This window comes from Anoxybacillus andreesenii (assembly GCF_030813005.1).
GTDB classification, from domain to species: Bacteria; Bacillota; Bacilli; order Bacillales; family Cytobacillaceae; genus Robertmurraya; species Robertmurraya andreesenii.
The window spans coordinates 1-18304 of sequence record NZ_JAUSTU010000021.1 but is presented as its reverse complement, the minus strand read 5'-3'; the positions used below and the strand labels follow the sequence as shown (position 1 = coordinate 18304).

The window sequence follows — 18304 nt, the reverse complement described above, 5'->3', positions numbered from 1 at the left end:
GCAGATGTGGAGAAAGAGGGGGATAGACATGCAACCGGAAAAGAAAAAATCGCATGTCCCATTTCGTGTTAATATTATTTTTTTTGCGGTATTTCTAATGTTTTCTCTATTGGTTCTAAGGCTTGGTGTTGTACAAATTGTACAAGGAGAGACCTATAAAAGGGAAGTAGAGAAAACGGAAGATGTGGTCGTCAGCCACTCTGTTCCGCGCGGCCGAATGTTTGATCGAAATGGACAGCTAATCGTGGATAATATTCCGAAGAATGCGATTACATATACGAATTATGGCGTCAGTACGAAGGAAATGCTTGAGGTGGCGGAACGGCTCGCACTTTTAATAGAAATGGAACCAAGAAAGATTAGCGAACGCGATCAAAAGGACTATTGGCTAATTAGGAATCCTGAACGTGGGGATAAAAAGGTGCCCGACGAAGAGAGGGAGAAGATTAAAGAAAAGCTGAAGGATAAGTCTGACCGCAAGGAATATGATCAGAAAATCTATAAGTTGAAGCTCGAACGTATTACAGAGGCAGACTTGCAAGAGTTAACTGAACAAGACTTGGAGATTTTGAGCATTTTTGTCGCTTTTAAGAGTGGCTATGCCTTAACCCCACAAATTGTTAAGAATGAGGGGGTAACCGATGAGGAATTCGCAGTGGTCAGCGAAAATCTAGAATATCTTCCCGGGGTCGATACGACGACAGATTGGGAAAGGACCTATGCGTTTGATAAGACATTAAGAACGATTATTGGAAAGGTTACTGATACAAAAGAAGGAATTCCAGCGGAGAAATTAGAGTACTTTTTATCTCGGGATTATAGTCGAAATGATCGTGTGGGAAAAAGCTATCTAGAGGCTCAATACGAGGAGGTCCTTCAGGGGAAAAAGATGAAGGTCAAAAATATTACAGATAAGGCTGGTAATATTTTGAAGACAGAAGTGATCTCAAATGGTCAGAGTGGAAAAGACCTCGTATTGACGGTTGATATGGACCTTCAGCTATCAGTGGAAAAGATTATTGAAGAGGAATTGCTTAAAGCAAAAAGAGGGGGCGGAACAGGCTTTTTGGATCGAGCGTTTGTCGTGCTAATGGATCCAAATACGGGAGAGGTTCTAACGATGGCAGGAAAGTTGCTTGCGAAGAACGAAGAAACCGGAAAAACAGAAATGCAGGATTTTGCAGCAGGAACGATTACCACCTCCTATAATGTGGGCTCATCTGTAAAAGGAGCGACGATATTAACTGGTTTTCAGCAGGGAGTGATCACACCGAATACGTATATCACAGACCGTCCACTGAAAATTAAGGATACACCACAAATGGGCTCCCATAGCAACAATCTTGGAACATTGAATCCGGTGGGTGCTCTTCGAGTTTCCTCGAACGTCTTTATGTTTGAAACAGCGATTCGTATCGGTGGGGGAAAGTATGTATATAATCAGCCCCTACGTATTAAATCGTCTGCTTTTAATACATTCCGTGATTCGTTTAGTCAATTTGGGCTTGGAACGAGAACAGGCATTGATTTGCCAAACGAACAAATAGGGTTCAAGGGTGAATCAACAGTTCCTGGACAACTTTTGTTTTTCTCAATCGGACAGTATGATACATATACACCGATGCAGCTAGCTCAATATGTTTCCACTATTGCCAATGGAGGAAATCGGATTCAGGCTCACCTTGTTAAGGAAATTCGCGAGCCAACTTTAGATAAGGAACAGCTCGGTCCGGTGTTTGCTGAAATTGAACCGCAAATCCTCAATCGTCTTGATTTAGAGAAGGGCTGGATAGAAACCGTTCAAAGGGGTTTTCGTGAGGTTGTAACATCAGGAACCGCTAGTAAATTTTTTGCCAATAAGGACTATCTACCTGCTGGTAAGACTGGAACTGCTGAGGCCTTTTATGATGGACCAAAACGCTCACAATACAAAGAACCACCATCGGTCACCAATTTAAGCTTTGTCGGCTATGCACCATATAAGGATCCAGAGGTGGCGATGTCCGTCATTGTTCCATGGGCTTACACTGGGAAAGCGTCTCATAAAGCAGCTTTGAGTATTGGCGAAAGAGTCCTCGATACTTATTTTGAACTAAAGAAAACGAGAGAAGAGTTGAAACTCAACGGGCATGCTTCGTCACAAATAGATGAAGATCAAGAACAAAGTCAACAACAAGAACAGGAATAGGTTAAGCTCAAAAAAAGGGCCTCCAAAAGTCGAAATCTTTTGGAGGCCTTTTGAAGCTATTGGTTCTTTTTTAAATATTGTTCACCTAGCTGGACGAGTCGTTTTGTCATTTCTCCCCCAACCGAACCATTTGCACGCGCGGTCGTATCTGCACCAAGCTGTACTCCAAACTCATTGGCGATTTCTTCCTTCATTTGGTCGAGAACATTTTCTGAACCAGGTACCAAAAGTTTGTTCCTGCTCATGTACAACACTCCCTTGCATGTAGTGAGCAATTATTGATTTAAATAATAAAAGCAAAAACGGCTGCTCCGATAATGTTACCAATATAGCTAAGGGTTAAAAGAGTACCTACCTGTGACCAGGTCATTTTTTTTCGTAATGCAGTAAAGGAGAAATAAAAGGTATCCCCTGTAAATAAATCTCCCCCACCATAAGCGATTAAGATGATGGCAGCTCCAAAGGTAAATGCGGCCATTGGGTAAGCGACAGGAGAATGCTCGTTATAGAAATAACCGCCCGTTTTAAAGGCGACAATGACTCCAAAGCCAATGAACATACTGGCTAAAGCGGCTCTTAATATATAATGGATTGGATTTTCCTGAAATATGCTCACCTTTTTTAATGCTAATTTTTCAACCTCTAATAACGGTTTAACCTCCATATTTACCCACCAATTCTAGCTAAGTTCATTCGTTTGATAAAAAGTTATTCAAGACTTACTGTTTTCATAAATTGGATAATTTATTCTTACCTACCTTCTTTGAAGATCCCTTCATAAAATTCCAAATACTGGACAAGATAAGCAAATGGAGGGCGGTCATCGTGAGAAAGGTAAAAAAACCCAGGAAATTAATTGAGAAGATTGACATACAGGATAAGAATGACAAGCCAGTTCAAGAAAATGTCGAAACGAATATTGATATTTTGAAAAAAATCTTTCAGGACTGCTCTGATATTAAATTCCGTTCTTTAAAAGTAGGGGAACAAAAAGCCTACCTAATTTTTGTCGATGGTATGATTGATGAAACAAGTATTCAATTGAGTGCAATCCATGAGCTCCTCGCAGAGACAAAACAAGGCTCTCTTACAACTGAAATCATTGAAGAAAAAATAGTATCGATTAGCGACGTCGTCGAAGCTGACAAAATAGAGGCCATCGTCAAGCAGGTGTTAGATGGAAACACAGTTCTTCTTGTTGATGGGGTGGAAAAAGCAATCGTTCTTAATGCAAAAGGCGGGGAAAGAAGAACGGTAGCAGAGCCTGAAACGGAGTCAACTGTCCGCGGCCCAAGGGAAGGCTTTGTGGAAAACATTGCGGTCAATATTGCCTTGATACGGCAGAAACTCAGATCCCCCCATCTGAAATTGGTCACGAAAGAGATTGGTACAGAAACGAGAACATTAGTTGGAATCATGTATATGGAGAATTTGGCTTCCTCTGGTTTAATACAGGAGGTCAAGGATCGAATAGACCGTATTAAAATAGATGGGATCCTTGAAAGCGGGTATATCGAGGAATTTATTGAGGATGATCCTTGGAGCTTATTTCCGCAAATACAAAATACAGAAAGGCCTGATACGGTTGTCGGGAATCTTCTAGAAGGAAGGGTCGCGATTCTTACGAATGGGAGTCCTTTTACTTTAGTACTTCCAACAACCTTTTGGCAACTTTTACAGGCGAATGAGGATTATTACCATCGCTTTCACTTAGTTATTTTTATTCGCATATTGCGAATGATTTTGTTGTATCTCGCATTAATTCTTCCTTCCTTTTACATTGCGGTTTCGACCTATCATCAAGAAATGATTCCAACCAATCTCTTGTTCAGTATAGCGGCTAGCAGGGAGGCGATTCCATTTCCAGCCTTTGTAGAGGCCATCATTATGGAGCTGGCATTTGAGGCACTTAGAGAAGCTGGATTAAGATTACCGAAAGTCATAGGGCAGGCAGTGAGTATATTAGGAGCGCTTGTTATCGGAACGGCAGCAGTTGAGGCTGGGATTGTATCAGCACCAATGGTAATCGTTGTGTCGATGACAGGTATTTCTTCATTTGCGATTCCAAAATTTAATATGGCGATTTCAATAAGACTGTTGCGATTCCCAATGATGATATTAGCTGGCACATTTGGTTTGCTAGGTATTTGTATTGGCTCTCTATTGCTTGTCACCCATTTGAGCAAGCTTCGCTCATTTGGGGTGCCATATTTCTGGCCTGTGGCCCCACTTAACTGGAAAGAGTTCAAAGATGTCTTTGTTCGTGTTCCTTGGTGGGCGATGGATCAACGTCCGACACAAACCATTATTGAAGATTTCTCCCGCCAAACAGAGAATCTTAAACCATCTGCGAACAAAAATGGGTAAAAAAGTTATTTTTCCACTGAGATTGGCTATTGCAAAGGAGCGTGTGAGGGTGAGGCATTTTAGAAGTGGCTCGATTCTACTGCTTGTTATCCTACTTCTCACGGGCTGTTGGGATCGAAAAGAGATTAACGATTTGGCCTTTATTACTTCAACAGGAATTGACAAAGAGGCAGAAAATAAGTTTCGCGTTGCCTTTGTGATTCCGCTTCCTAGTGCATTGAGCTCTGCTAGTGGTGGTGGGGGTGGAACGAGTGGTAATAAACCCTATTATGTAGACTCGGATACGGGAAGAAATGTGGGAGAAGCCTATGAAAGGCTTCAAGGGAGGATGTCAAGAGAACAGTTCTATGCTCACCGGAGGGTTTTTGTTGTCGGGAGAGAGCTTGCAGAAGGAGGAATGAAACCGTCCCTTGATGCGATCCTTGAGACACCCGCTTCAAGACTGTCGACTCTTTTAGTGCTTGCAGAAGGGGAGGCACTCGACGTCCTTACCTCTTCCCCACATTTGGAGCAATTCCCAACTGAAGCGATAAGAGAAATGGCTTTGTCAAGCATCCATGTGGACGTAAGAAACGCACTGGATGATATTTACAAACCTGGCAAGGACCCAGTTCTTCCGATTGTGAAACCAGTTGATACAGAAAATAATGGAAAGGATAAAAGAAAAGAAATACAAATGGGTGATGTAGGGATATTTGAGGATGATCAGCTAAAATTTATTACAAAGGGGAAAGAAACCCTTGGAGTTTTCTGGCTGTTAAAAAAGATGAAAAACAAGACCTTCGTTATTCCTATTGAGGAGGACTCAGAAATCAATGTGAAGGTGCTGAACTATAAATTAAAAACGAATTACAAGATAAAAAATAATCTACCTGAATTTACTGTAAAAATAAACGTCAGTACATCATTACAACAAAACGAGCCAAAAGTGAAGCTCGAAAATCTTCAGGAATACAAAAAGGTCACAAGAAAAATGGAAAAGGAGGTTGAACAGCAGGTCAGTTCATTGTTGAATCATGCTAAAGCAGAAGGTGTGGATCCTTTTGGATTAGGATTGGAAGTTTCCCGCTATGATAATGAGTTTTGGGTGAAACATTTAGAATCGCGCTGGAGAGAGCTATTGAAGGAAATCAAAGTTTCCACCGAGGTAACGGGAGAAATCGAAAGGATTAATTTTAGATCGATTAGGGAGGATTAGAATGCTAACACTATTCATCGTCATGATCATTTTGGGAATATACCTAGTTGCCATTCAAAAGGACCTTAAAGATGCAGACAAAAAAGAAAAAAATTGGGTATATCTTTTCTCTGCCATAACGGGGGCGATGGCAATTCTCAATATTTTGCCAGTGCCGATTCATGTCCCAATTAAATGGTTTAATCATGCGGTTGGAGAAATTACGAAATTTGTGATCAAAGTATGAAACAGCATATATCCCCTTTTCAATTCTCTATGCTAGTCGGTAATTTTATTTTTTCGAGCACATTGATCACTCAGCCACAAGTACTGATTCAATTATCAAAGCAAAATATCTGGATCGTCGTATTACTGTCCTTTTGTCTAAATTTGCTCCTTATCCCCATCTTCATTGGGAATGAAAACAATCTCTCAAAGGTAGAGGGGATTTTTGATGACAAGTCGCTTTCCTGGATTCAAAAGAACTTTGCAGGAAGCTTGTTTGTATTTTTTTTCTTTGTATTCATTAGGGATTTTAACTCGATTATTTATTTTATCAGTAGTGTGCTTCTTCCGAAGACACCATTAGATATCATTTCTATCCTCATTATTCTATGTTTGATCTATATTAGTAATTCGGGAATAGAAGTTATCGCAAGAATAACAGTGGTTCATTTCTTTATCATTTTTCTAACAGTCTTAGGCCTTCCTCCTATACTGTTAAACGAAATCCAGCTAGGAAATCTCTTACCTGTTGGAGGAGTTGGCTCAGTCAGGGAAATAGGGAAATCAATGTATTTAATGGGGGCCAGTATTGGTGAAATGATCGTTATGTTCTTCCTATTAAATTACGTCAAGCCGTTTAAGAAGATCAAGAAAGCGACCATCAAAGGAATCAGTATGTTTTTTGCCATCTTCTTCATTTCTTCCTTATTAGATATCACCGTTCTTGGAGTTGGGGTAGCGAAGGAGTCAACCTATCCGAATTTTCTTGTCGTTCAACAAATTCATCTAACGGATTTTTTGGACCGCCTTGATTTAGTGATCGTATTATTATGGCTGCCAACCGTTTTTTGCAAGCTAGCACTTGTACTCTATGCGATTCAAAAATGTTCGAATACGATCATTGGCAGGGAGCTGAAATTTACGCTTCTTCCATTGGGCCTCTTACTTGCTTTATGCATGCATTTATTTAAGGATAATATTGAAGGTCTTGAATTTGCCTTTATTACCTGGCCGACTCTTGGTCTTTTGTTAGAGGTGATTATTTTCGCGCAATTTCTATGGATTAAGCGAAAACAGACTGGGTCTGGGAAAGGATCAAAAGATCGAAAAAATGTCAAAGCTTAAAACAAAAACTCCTTCCACCATACGGGCTGGGAGGAGTTTGTTTTTAAGGACCTTTCATAAAGATAAGAAAAGTTGTTAAAAATGTCACATTTTTAAACAATCTCCTATATATAACAATCTAGGAATCTTGTAGAATGTATCTGATAATGTAGAAAGAGTTATTTTTTTGTCGAACCCATAGGTATTTATACCTATGGTAATAAAGGTTGGAGCAACAGAGTGAGGTACGAAAATGAACATATTCTTAAAGAATGACTTCACCCCTACTTTAGATTCTCTTCACAATCTATTGGACAAAACAACTGATAAAGAAGTCTTTTTGGAATTAGAAAAAAACATTAAACAGCTATCGAAGTTTGAGCAGCATTACTCGATGCTAAGTAAAGCAATTGATGCCTCTATCATCATTGGCATTACGGATCAGCGTGGCTGCATTGTGTATGTAAATGAGAAATTTTGTGAAATTTCGAAGTATAGCCGTAGTGAATTATTGGGACAAAATCATCGAATTGTGAATTCTGGATATCATGAGAAGGATTTTTTCAAGGAAATGTGGAGAACGATTGCACATGGAGAAGTCTGGGAGGGGGAGGTCAAGAATAGGGCAAAGGATGGGAGCAATTATTGGGTAAAAACAACGATCCTGCCAATTTTGGATGATCGGGGTAAGCCTTCGTTGTACATCTCCTTACGAACGGATATTACAGAAGGGAAGGTTGCTCAGGAAAAACTGGTTGAAGCGCTTAACAATAGTGCTCAAGAGGAAATCAAATTCATGGCCTACCATGATAGCTTGACCAATTTGCCGAACAAAAGAATGTTCAACGAAGATATGACGAAATTAATTACTCATTCATCGCAGGTAGGTCAAGATTTTGCCGTAGTGTTTTTGGATTTAGATCGCTTTAAGCAAATTAATGATTCTTTAGGGCATACGATCGGCGATATGCTCATTCAAGAAGTAGCCATACGATTAAAGGAAAGAATCGGTTCTCGTGGAAGAATTTATCGATTTGCTGGTGATGAATTTATTCTTGTATTCCCCGGCTGTACGAAGGATGGAATGGAGGAAGTGTCAGAAGAACTTTTATCAGTATTTGAAGAGGTATTTGTCCTAGCCAATTCTTATCAAATTTTTACCACCCCTAGTATCGGCATTAGCATTTTTCCAGAACATGGTCAGGATTTTGATACCCTTCTAAAAAATGCAGATACAGCGATGTTTGTGGCCAAATCCAATGGAAGAAACACGTACCAGGTTTATGAGGCATGGATGAATGAACATCACAGGGAAGCTTTAACGATCGAGCAACATTTGCGGCAGGCAATTGAGAAAAATGAATTTGAAATCTATTTTCAGCCGAAAATGGATTTCTCTAGTGAGAGAATTAAGTCGATGGAAACGTTGCTACGATGGAAAAACCCAATCTTAGGCAATGTTCAACCAGATAAATTTATCCCCATTGCTGAAGAGACAGGGTTGATTATTAAGATTGATGAATGGGTGCTCGAACAGGCCCGCAGACAAAACAAGGAATGGAATGACGCTCGTTTGACGGACCCTTTACGGATTGCTGTGAACATTTCTGCTCTCCATTTCCGGCTTCCTAATTTTGTTAGCCTGGTCGAAGACACTTTGAAGAAAACAGGCCTTGCTCCTGAGCTGCTAGAAATCGAAATCACAGAAAGCAGCTTCATTGACAATATCGATGAGTGCATAAATAGCCTAACCAAGCTAAGAAATATGGGTGTGTTTGTTGCAATTGATGATTTTGGGATTGGGTACTCCTCTTTAAATTATTTAAGGAAATTCCCGATTTCATCTTTAAAAATTGACCGTTCCTTTATCCAGGAGATAGCAGAGAATCAAGAAGAAATTGCTATCGTAAGGGCGATGATTTATCTATCCCATGAATTAAATTTAAGGGTGGTGGCAGAAGGAACGGAAACGAAGGAGGTTATCGAATTACTGAGAGAATTAGGCTGCAATGAGGTACAGGGCTATTATGTTAGCCGACCGGTACCAAAGCAAGAATTTGAAAAAATTGTAAGGCGAATCAACGGAGACTGACAACTAAGACTTAATTTTTTATTTTTTGGGGGAGAAATATGAACAGTATTAAGACAAAATTATTAGTTGTTATCATTCCAATTATCTGTATTGGCTTGGTGGTGGTCTCATACCTTAACCATAACAAAGCAAAGGAATTTCTCGAGGCAGATTTTAGGGACATCTCTTACGCAGAGTTAGAGAAGACCCAGCAAGGGCTTGACGACGCATTGAAGGTGCAAATAGAAAAGTTGAAGGGTTTTTCTTTTAGTTCTGACTTGCTTAGCCAAGATCCAGCCCAGCAAAAGCAATTTATTGCTCGAATCGCTGCTGAGCTTCCAGAGTATTCACTCGTATATGTAGCTGATAAAAATGGGAAAGCAATGACCTCGGCAGATGCCGATGCAGATGTTTCAGACCGGGATTATTTTCAAAGCATCATGTCCGGCAGTGAATGGGAAATTTCCGATCCGTTAATTAGTAAAGTCGATAATACCGCGGTTATTGTTTTTTGCAGTTGCACTGAAGGATACCAACGGTCAGACGTTCGGAATGCTCGGGGGCACTTTTCCAATTGATAGTCTTCAGGACATTGTCGCTGATGTCAAGGTTGGAGAAACGGGCTATGCCTTTATTACACAGGGGGACGGCTTAACCATTGGACATCCGCAAAAAGATATGGTCCTCCAAACAAATATCAAGGATTTAAATATTCCAGCTATGGTAACAGCCCATGAACAGGCACAAAAAGGCGAAACAGGAATGATCCGTTATACATTTGATGGGATTGAGAAGTTTAATTTCTATAAGAAACTTGAGAGTACAGATTGGGTGCTCTACATTACCGCACCTGTCAAGGAAGCGACGAGCAAGCTATCCTATCTTGCCATTCTTTCCTTTGTGACGGCGGGGGTTGTCTTGGTTATTGCTGTCATTATTGTGATTATCTTCTCGTCTAGACTTGTTCGTCCGATTCAAAAAATGAGCAATCTTACCTCTTCAGTTGCACAAGGGGATTTGACCTTAAAGGTCGAACATCAGAGTAAGGATGAAGTTGGACTGCTCGGACAGAATTTTAATGCGATGATCGAGGGGATGCAGAATATTCTTCTTAAAATAAATACTGTTTCAGAACATGTTAGGAATTCTTCGGCTACTTTGGTGGAATCCAGTGAAGAAACCAAATTATCCGCAGAACAAGTGGCTACAGCGATCAATGAGCTGGCAACTGGTACAACCGATATCGTCAACTCTGTTACAAGTGTGACGGATAAGGTTCAGCATATGAGTGAAACATTGAAAGAGCTGAGTCAGTTTGCGCATGAGGTCAATCACACCTCGCTCGAAAGTAAAGACCTATCGGAAAAAGGAGGGCATTTGATCAACGAAGCCATTAATACAATCCGGGAAGCGAATCAACAGGTCCAAAATACGGCAGAGATCATCAAATTGGTAGACAAACGCTCTTCGGAAATTGGCAACGTTATTAACATGATCACCAGTATTGCGGAGCAAACGAATTTGCTTGCACTGAATGCTTCGATTGAAGCGGCACGTGCCGGGGATGCTGGTAAAGGCTTTGCCGTGGTAGCTGAGGAAGTGAGAAAGCTAGCGACCGAAACAAGTACATCTGCAGATCAAATTGCCACAATGATCCGTGAAACACAATCTGAAAGCCATCGCGCCGTTAGGTCTATTGAACAAGGTCTGGATGTTGTTGAGGATGGAATGGCAAAGGTGATTGAATCTGGTGAAGCATTCAATCGAATTTCAGACAATGTGATCATGGTATCGGAACAAACGACAAAGATGAATGCTTCAATTCAGGAGTTAGATGAAATTAGTGCGGGGATTTCAGAGGATATGAGCAGTATTTCTGCCGTTACAGAGGAATCCTCTGCTGGGGCAGAACAGGTAAGCGCCGCTAGTGAACAGCAGGCTGCAAGCGCTGTCCATATATCTAATGATGCGGTAGAGCTATCAAAGCTAAGTCATGAGCTTCAGGAAATGATCAATCAATTCAAAATTCATTAATAAAGATCTTCATTAGGGCTGTTTCCATAAGCAGCTCTTTTTTTTTCTAGTATTTTTAAAAAGTTATCTTTATAATGAAGATTATTGGCTATTGATCGGGATGAGTTTGAGGAGTGTAGGAAATGCAAAATCGTGAAATACCTTTAAGGGAAAAGAGTGTAGTATTTATTGGTTTTATGGGAGTAGGGAAAACTACAATTGGAAGCCTTGTTGCCAAAAAACTTTATCGTGATTTCGTTGATGTCGATGTTGAAATTGAAAAAGAATACGGCATGCCAGTAACCGAAATTTTTAAGCAGCTAGGAGAAAATGAATTCCGTAGGAGAGAAAAGGAACTGATCACGAAGCTGTGTAATCAAAGGCTAAATATTATCTCTGTCGGAGGAGGCGCTTTTCTCCAAAAAGAAATAAGAGAGATCTGCCTAGAAAAATGCATTGTGTTTTTTCTCGATCTTTCATGGGAATCATGGAAGGATAGGATTGATTTAATCATTGATAGCCGACCGGTATTACAAAATCGCACGATCGAAGAAATTGAGGAGTTATTTTATCAAAGGCAAGAAATCTACGCTCTTCATCATTCGAGACTAGCTACAGATGAACTGGAAATTGAGGAAGCAGCTGCTTATATCGTGGATTCCATTAAGCTGGCGTGGGACTTATATGACCCACGATAACAGCTTTAAATTTATCAAGGGGTGATATCATCTTTGAAAATACGAATAATTAAATCCATTCCCAATGCTTTTACACTCGGAAACCTTTACTGCGGATTTTTGTCGATTGGGTTTGCAGCAAACGGTCAATACAATAATGCGGCTATTCTAATTTTGATTGGGATGATGCTCGATAGTATGGATGGGCGCTTGGCGAGAATGCTAAAAGCAGACAGTACACTAGGAAAAGAATTGGATTCATTGGCGGACATTGTCACTTTCGGGATTGCTCCATCCTTTCTCGTGTACTATACCTATTTTTATCATTTCGAGTTGCTGGGCCTTATAGTAGCAGGTCTGTTCCCTCTTTTTGGCGCCTATCGTTTGGCAAGATTTAATATTAGCTCAACAAAGTCTTCCTTGCACTATTTCGTCGGGGTCCCTATTACAGCAGCAGGGGGAATCTTGGCACTCTTAACCCTGTTTGGAAGCTATCTCCCAAACATTATTACTACAGTAGTCTACACGGCGCTTTGCTTCTTAATGGTCAGTCGAATTCGAATTCCGAGTCTGAAGGAAGTTCCACTTCCGAAATACGGAACGATTGTAACTATTTTTCTTGGTTGTCTAGTATTTGTTATTTATAAAGGTACATATAACGAATTTCCTTATTTAATTTATATTGCGGTACCACTTTACATCGCTTATTTGGCCTATCGCTTCGTAAAAAAACATAAGAAGGAGCATGAAGCGTGACGGTAAACAATAGTTGAAGGGAAGACCTATGATCGTCTTCTGCAACTGAAGTTCAACCTTTCTTAAGCAAAGATCCCTCTCAAGCGGGATCTTTTGTTATAATGGTCGTTAGGTTTAAAAATAGAAAACGGGAGAACCATTATGAATCAAACTTTTACGCTTAGAGAGAAAATTACGCAAATATTTATTATGTTAATTCCGATCCTTATTACACAGCTCGGAATGTTTTCTATGGTCTTTTTTAACACCATTATGTCGGGCAAATATAGCTCGGTAGATTTGGCAGGCGTCGCAATTGGTTCATCCATTTGGAACCCGATTTTTACAGGTTTAAGTGGAATTCTCCTCGCAATTTCACCAATCGTGGCCCAGCATTTTGGGAAGCAGGAGCATAAGGAGATTTCCTCGGTCGTTGCCCATGGGGTTTATTTAGCGGTATTTCTTGCCCTTATCGTTTTAATTGTGGGATTTTTCTTTTTGAAGCCGCTGCTTGCCATGATGGACTTGGATGCGGGTGTAGAGGGCGTTGCCCATGATTATTTAGTAGGGCTCAGCATCGGGATTATCCCTTTATTTGTCTTTAATGCCCTGCGATCCTTTATTTACGGTCTTGGAAAAACACGGGTTGTGATGTTCCTTTTACTATCTGTCTTACCCGTCAACCTTGTTCTTAACTATATGCTGATTTACGGGAAATGGATTTTTCCAGAGCTTGGTGGGGCTGGAGGTGGCTATGCAACTGCTTGCACCTTTTGGCTCATCTTGATTATGACGATCATCGTCATTCGCACCCAGGAGCCGTTTTCAAAAACAGTGCAGCTTTCAAGCTTTAGAGCTTTTTCATTGCAGAAATGTACCGAAATTCTGAAAATAGGGGTTCCGATGGGACTTTCGATTTTCTTTGAGACAAGTATGTTCGCCGTCGTCACCATTCTTATTAGTCGATTCGATGTAACGACGATCGCTGCCTATCAATCAGCTCTTAATATCGTTTCCTTCCTATACATGATTCCGCTGAGTATGTCTATGGCACTTACCGTTCTAGTAGGGTTTGAGGTAGGGGCAAAAAGAAATCGGGATGCACAAGTATACAGTTGGTTAGGAATTGCTCTATCCGTCTTAATTGCATTGATAACTGGAACGTTAGTCATTATCTTCCGTTATGATGTGGCTGCATTTTATTCAAACGAGACGGCTGTCTTGAATATGACAGCACATTTCTTAATTTATGCTTTGTTTTTTCAAATATCTGATGCAGTTCAAGCAACCGCCCAGTCAGCACTACGGGGGTATAAGGATGTGAATATCGCCTTCGTCATTACCCTAATTGCATACTGGCTTGTTTGCTTGCCGATCGGCTATCTGCTAGCCCATTTTGCAAATCTCGGTGCAAGAGGCTACTGGATCGGACTCACGATTGGTTTACTAGCGGCTGGAGTAGCCTTATCAGCAAGACTGATTTATATTCAAAAAAGAAAGTTTCAAAGTGTAATGGAAAAGGTAGGTTAAATGAAACAAGGCCAGGGGATCTTCTTGGTCTTGTTTTCTTTTTAAAGATTGAAATAGTTTTTATTGACACCAATTTCTTCTGTGATTATACTTAATGTCGTAGATAGTTAAATAATTGAACAGTTTCACAATGAAATTAATTGCTGCGAGGTGAATACATGTTGACAGAACAAACAGTGGAGAATTTGGTCAATCGGTACATCGATGTGTCCTTTTCCGTAACGAAGAAAGCAGAGGCAATGATTACCGCACAAATAGGAAGCGATTTAACTCCTGATCAGCACTACATCCTAAGATATATTAATCGAGTTGGTTCCTGTACTTCTACGGAATTAGCCGAAGTGTTTGAAGTGAATAAGAGTGCCATAACGGCGATTATTACAAGATTATGGGAAAAAGGGTTTATTCAGCGTACCCGTGATGAAAATGATCGACGGGTCGTCTATTTGACGCTAACGGAAAAAGGAACACAATATTTTAAAAATACGGAAGAAAGAATTCATCATTTGGTCAGGCAATTCATTACAAAGTTTGATCAGCAAGAAATTAATCAATTCATCGACTCCTTCGAGAAGTTAAATAAGGTGTTGATTGAACTAAAAGAACAGAAATAATATCAACTGGGGGAATGAACAGTGAATTTTATTATTAAACGTAAATGGGTTGTCCTCCTGGCATGGATTGTCATTGTTGCCACAATGTTTGTCCTTGCACCGAATATGGGGGATCTCGTTCGTGAAAAAGGGCAAATCACCGTTCCTGATGAATATTCTTCTTCTCTTGCCGGCAAGATTATGAGGGATGTTCAGAAGGATGAAGGCGGGGGAGACGATACACAGGTCGCATTAGTTTTTCATAGCAAGGAGAAGCTAACATCTTCTGAGGTTAAGGAAGCCGAGAGAGCGATTCGACTTCTTGAGGAGAAAAAGGATGAGCTTGGAATTACCGAAATTCTTACCCATTTTAATGAAAAAAATCTAGAGAATCAGCTTGTTTCAAAGAATGGCAAGGCCATCCTAGCCTCTATTACGATTGACTGGAATGGTCGAGAGGGCACAGAGCTACGCGACCAGCTGTATGGTGCGATAAAGGATGTTAAGGTGGAGCATGCTTATACAAGCGAATGGCTTATTAATGAAGATTTGGTGTTAAGCTCTCAGGAAGGACTTAAGAAAACCGAGGGGATTACTGTTGTTTTCATCCTCGTCGTCTTACTTCTTGTATTCCGTTCCTTTGTTGCACCACTCGTTCCACTGGTAACAGTTGGGTTTACGTACTTAGGATCGCAATCGATTGTTTCGTTTTTAGTCGATCAATTTGATTTCCCAATCTCTACATATACACAGATTTTCCTTGTGGCTGTGTTATTCGGGATCGGTACGGACTATTGTATCCTTCTATTAAGCCGTTTTAAAGAGGAATTGACACAAAAAGAAACGGTGGCTGAGGCGATCGTTGAAACGTATCGGAATGCAGGACGTACCGTTTTATTTAGTGGAATTGCTGTCATGATCGGCTTCGCTGCGATCGGTTTATCACAATTCATCTTATATCAATCTGCAGCTGCAGTTGCCGTTGGGGTTGCGCTTTTACTAGTTGCTTTATTTACGATTGTGCCGTTCTTTATGGCTGTTTTAGGGCAGAAACTATTTTGGCCATCAAAGAGCAAGGGCGAGCATGGAGACAGTAAGCTGTGGACTCTTTTTGGAAAATTCTCCTTGAGTCGTCCATTCGTATCTCTACTTGTTGTAGCAGCCATTTGTGTCCCTTTCTTAATCACTTATGATGGGGAACTTTCCTATGATTCGTTAGATGAAATTAGTGGAAATGTTGGATCCATAAAGGCCTTTAATGCAATCGCAGATAGCTTTAGTCCTGGAGAAGCGATGCCAACGCAAGTCGTTTTAAAGAATGATGAAAAAATGGATTCCGTCGAATATATTGCCTTAGCGGAAAAAATCAGTGAAGAGCTTGATAAGGTTGATTTAGTTGATACTGTTCGTTCAGTTACAAGACCTACAGGGGAGCCAATTGAAGACTTTTTAGTTGCCAAACAGGCCGAAACCCTTGAAAGTGGTTTAGGTGAAGGGAAGGATGGCTTAACGAAAATCAGTGATGGACTACAGGAAGCAAGCAGTGAATTATCGAAATCTGAACCTGGATTAAAAAGCGCAACTGACGGCATTAATGAATTAATCACAGGGACCAGTAAGCTACAAACGGGCTTAACCGAAGTGCAAACAAACCTTGCGAAAATTGAAGATGGCATTCGTCAGGGTTCAGCTGGCTCAACAGAAATCAAAAAAGGATTGGAGCAGGCGAAAGCGGGTGCTGAACAGCTTTTAACCAAATATAGAACTGATTTATTAAGTAATTATCAGTTCATGGGGCAGAAGTTGTCTGAATTAAGTGCAGGCTATCAGCAGATCGGCAAGGGAATTTCTGGTTTATCAGATTCAACAGGCGCTTTGTTTAACCACCTTGATACAAATTATGCTGAGCTTGCAGGAGATCAGCAGTACCAAATTTTAAAAGGAACAATCAATGGCATTCTTCATGGTGTTCCAAATGCGCAACCGGGCCTAGTTGATTCGTTGAAGCAATTAAATAATGGGATTGCGGGAATCAATGACGGGATGACAAAGGCGAATGCTGGGTTTGATTTTGCCCTTCAACAGGGGGGCAAAGAACTCGGAGCTGGCTTGGAGCAGTTAATACAGGGCATTGAGAAGCAACAGGCAGGGCTGAATCAATTAGCCAATGGTCAAGGACAAATTGTCAGCAATGTGCCAAAGCTAACAGATGGATTAACTGGTGTGAACGAAGGACATAAGCAGCTTCTTGACGGCTTTGGTGATATTGGCGGCCAGCTCTCGCAGTTAACAGATGGATTAGAGCAAAGTGCGGACGGCTTGAATCAGGTATCAGATGGTTTAGGCTCTGCTCAGGAGTATTTAGCTGGACTGTCTAAAGCAGAAGGTACTAGCGGTTTTTATCTACCTTCTGAAGTATTAGAAAGCGAAGATTTTGCTGAAGTTTTAGACGTATACATGTCTAAGGATCGGAAGGTTATGACGTTTGATGTGATTTTTGAAACAAATCCATATTCGAATGAGGCGATTGCGAAAGTAGATGACATTAAGAATGCCGTTGAAAGAGCGACAAAGGAGACGAAGCTAGAAAATGCCGTTGTCGCAGTTGGTGGGATTACAAGTACCAACGCAGACCTGGACACAATGTCTTCTCAAGATTATTCCCGCACGGTTGTGCTCATGCTTATAGGGATTTCTATTATACTTGTATTCTTGTTCCGCTCTCTCATTATGCCAATCTATATTATTGGCTCATTAATTTTAACTTATTTTACAACGATGGCCATTAACGAAGTGATTTTCGTCAATATTCTCGGCTATGGGGGAATCAGCTGGGCCGTGCCGTTCTTCTCCTTTGTTATCCTTGTAGCCTTGGGAGTAGATTATAGTATTTTCCTAATGGATCGTTTCAATGAATATAAGGATCTAATGATAGCTCAAGCGATGTTCATGGCGATGAAAAAAATGGGCACAGTCATTATTTCTGCCGCTGTTATTCTTGGTGGAACCTTTGCAGCAATGATGCCATCAGGTATGCTATCCCTGCTCCAAATCGCTTCGATTGTCATTGTTGGGTTATTCCTTTATGCTTTCGTTGTGTTACCATTATTTATTCCAGTTATGGTTAAAAATTTTGGTGCAGCAAATTGGTGGCCGTTTAAGAGAGCTTAATGTTAAAAAATGCAGGCAGCGATGGGTTGCCTGCATTTTTTTGTTCGAAAAAGTAAGCTTAATGAGAACCTTAAGTATCGTCAGGGAGGTATTGACGATTGCGATTAACTATATTAATATATTAATTCTCATTAGGGTTTCATAATAATAATTTGTTATTCACAAAGAAAATAGTAAAAAAGGGTTGACGGTATTCTATAAAACTGTTATTATTATAAATGTCGCTGATGCGATATTGATATTATCCATTGAATAATGAATTAAGGGTAATTTGCTCTTTGAAAACTAAACAAATCATACGTCAACAATTATTTTGTTTTGGTATGAACCAAAACATGCCAACGTTAATTTTTTATTAATGAGCTATATCAACTCTTTATTGGAGAGTTTGATCCTGGCTCAGGACGAACGCTGGCGGCGTGCCTAATACATGCAAGTCGAGCGATATCTTTG

General features: G+C 40.4%; 14 protein-coding genes, 1 rRNA gene and 1 pseudogene. 14 read left to right on the top strand and 2 right to left on the bottom strand.

Annotated features, from left to right (window positions below; genetic code table 11):
- Positions 1–28 precede the first annotated feature (28 nt).
- Positions 29–2188, top strand: coding sequence for a peptidoglycan D,D-transpeptidase FtsI family protein (locus tag J2S07_RS17145; protein ID WP_307151629.1), 2160 nt, complete (start codon positions 29–31; stop codon positions 2186–2188).
- A gap of 56 nt (positions 2189–2244) precedes the next feature.
- Here the strand turns inward: J2S07_RS17145 and J2S07_RS17140 are convergent, their stop codons facing one another.
- A complete protein-coding gene (locus J2S07_RS17140; protein ID WP_307151628.1) occupies positions 2245–2433 on the bottom strand; it encodes an alpha/beta-type small acid-soluble spore protein in 189 nt (62 codons plus the stop codon).
- Positions 2434–2474: 41 nt separating this feature from the next.
- A pseudogene (locus J2S07_RS17135) lies at positions 2475–2852 on the bottom strand (formate/nitrite transporter family protein); the annotation flags it as partial.
- A gap of 161 nt (positions 2853–3013) precedes the next feature.
- Between J2S07_RS17135 and J2S07_RS17130 the strand changes: the two are divergent.
- From J2S07_RS17130 to J2S07_RS17070, 13 genes are all read left to right on the top strand, one after another.
- Positions 3014–4555 (top strand): spore germination protein, encoded by a 1542-nt coding sequence (locus J2S07_RS17130; protein ID WP_307151627.1) that lies wholly within the window; start codon positions 3014–3016, stop codon positions 4553–4555.
- A gap of 49 nt (positions 4556–4604) precedes the next feature.
- On the top strand, positions 4605–5753 hold the full coding sequence (locus J2S07_RS17125; RefSeq protein WP_307151626.1) for a Ger(x)C family spore germination protein: 1149 nt from the start codon (positions 4605–4607) through the stop codon (positions 5751–5753).
- 1 nt (position 5754) lies between these two features.
- Positions 5755–5979 (top strand): hypothetical protein, encoded by a 225-nt coding sequence (locus J2S07_RS17120; protein WP_307151625.1) that lies wholly within the window; start codon positions 5755–5757, stop codon positions 5977–5979.
- Positions 5976–7082 carry a GerAB/ArcD/ProY family transporter gene (locus J2S07_RS17115; protein ID WP_307151624.1) on the top strand — a complete coding sequence of 369 codons (1107 nt, stop codon included), beginning with the start codon at positions 5976–5978 and terminating at the stop codon, positions 7080–7082. The genes J2S07_RS17120 and J2S07_RS17115 overlap by 4 nt, the downstream gene beginning before the upstream one ends.
- A gap of 232 nt (positions 7083–7314) precedes the next feature.
- Positions 7315–9153, top strand: a complete 1839-nt coding sequence (locus J2S07_RS17110) for a putative bifunctional diguanylate cyclase/phosphodiesterase (RefSeq protein ID WP_307151623.1) — start codon at positions 7315–7317, stop codon at positions 9151–9153.
- Positions 9154–9191: 38 nt separating this feature from the next.
- Positions 9192–9710 carry a PDC sensor domain-containing protein gene (locus J2S07_RS17105; protein WP_307151622.1) on the top strand — a complete coding sequence of 173 codons (519 nt, stop codon included), beginning with the start codon at positions 9192–9194 and terminating at the stop codon, positions 9708–9710.
- A complete protein-coding gene (locus tag J2S07_RS17100; RefSeq protein WP_307151621.1) occupies positions 9685–11166 on the top strand; it encodes a methyl-accepting chemotaxis protein in 1482 nt (493 codons plus the stop codon). Before J2S07_RS17105 ends, J2S07_RS17100 begins: the two co-directional genes overlap by 26 nt.
- Positions 11167–11288: 122 nt before the next feature.
- Positions 11289–11843 carry a shikimate kinase gene (locus J2S07_RS17095; protein ID WP_307151620.1) on the top strand — a complete coding sequence of 185 codons (555 nt, stop codon included), beginning with the start codon at positions 11289–11291 and terminating at the stop codon, positions 11841–11843.
- Between the two features lie 39 nt (positions 11844–11882).
- A complete protein-coding gene (pssA, locus tag J2S07_RS17090; RefSeq protein ID WP_307151660.1) occupies positions 11883–12578 on the top strand; it encodes a CDP-diacylglycerol--serine O-phosphatidyltransferase in 696 nt (231 codons plus the stop codon).
- A gap of 141 nt (positions 12579–12719) precedes the next feature.
- On the top strand, positions 12720–14087 hold the full coding sequence (locus J2S07_RS17085; protein WP_307151619.1) for an MATE family efflux transporter: 1368 nt from the start codon (positions 12720–12722) through the stop codon (positions 14085–14087).
- Between the two features lie 158 nt (positions 14088–14245).
- Positions 14246–14701, top strand: a complete 456-nt coding sequence (locus J2S07_RS17080) for a MarR family winged helix-turn-helix transcriptional regulator (protein WP_307151618.1) — start codon at positions 14246–14248, stop codon at positions 14699–14701.
- 21 nt (positions 14702–14722) lie between these two features.
- Positions 14723–17851: an MMPL family transporter gene (locus J2S07_RS17075; protein ID WP_307151617.1), complete on the top strand. Its 3129-nt coding sequence runs from the start codon at positions 14723–14725 to the stop codon at positions 17849–17851.
- 376 nt (positions 17852–18227) lie between these two features.
- Positions 18228–18304: ribosomal RNA gene (locus tag J2S07_RS17070) — 16S ribosomal RNA — on the top strand; the annotation flags it as partial.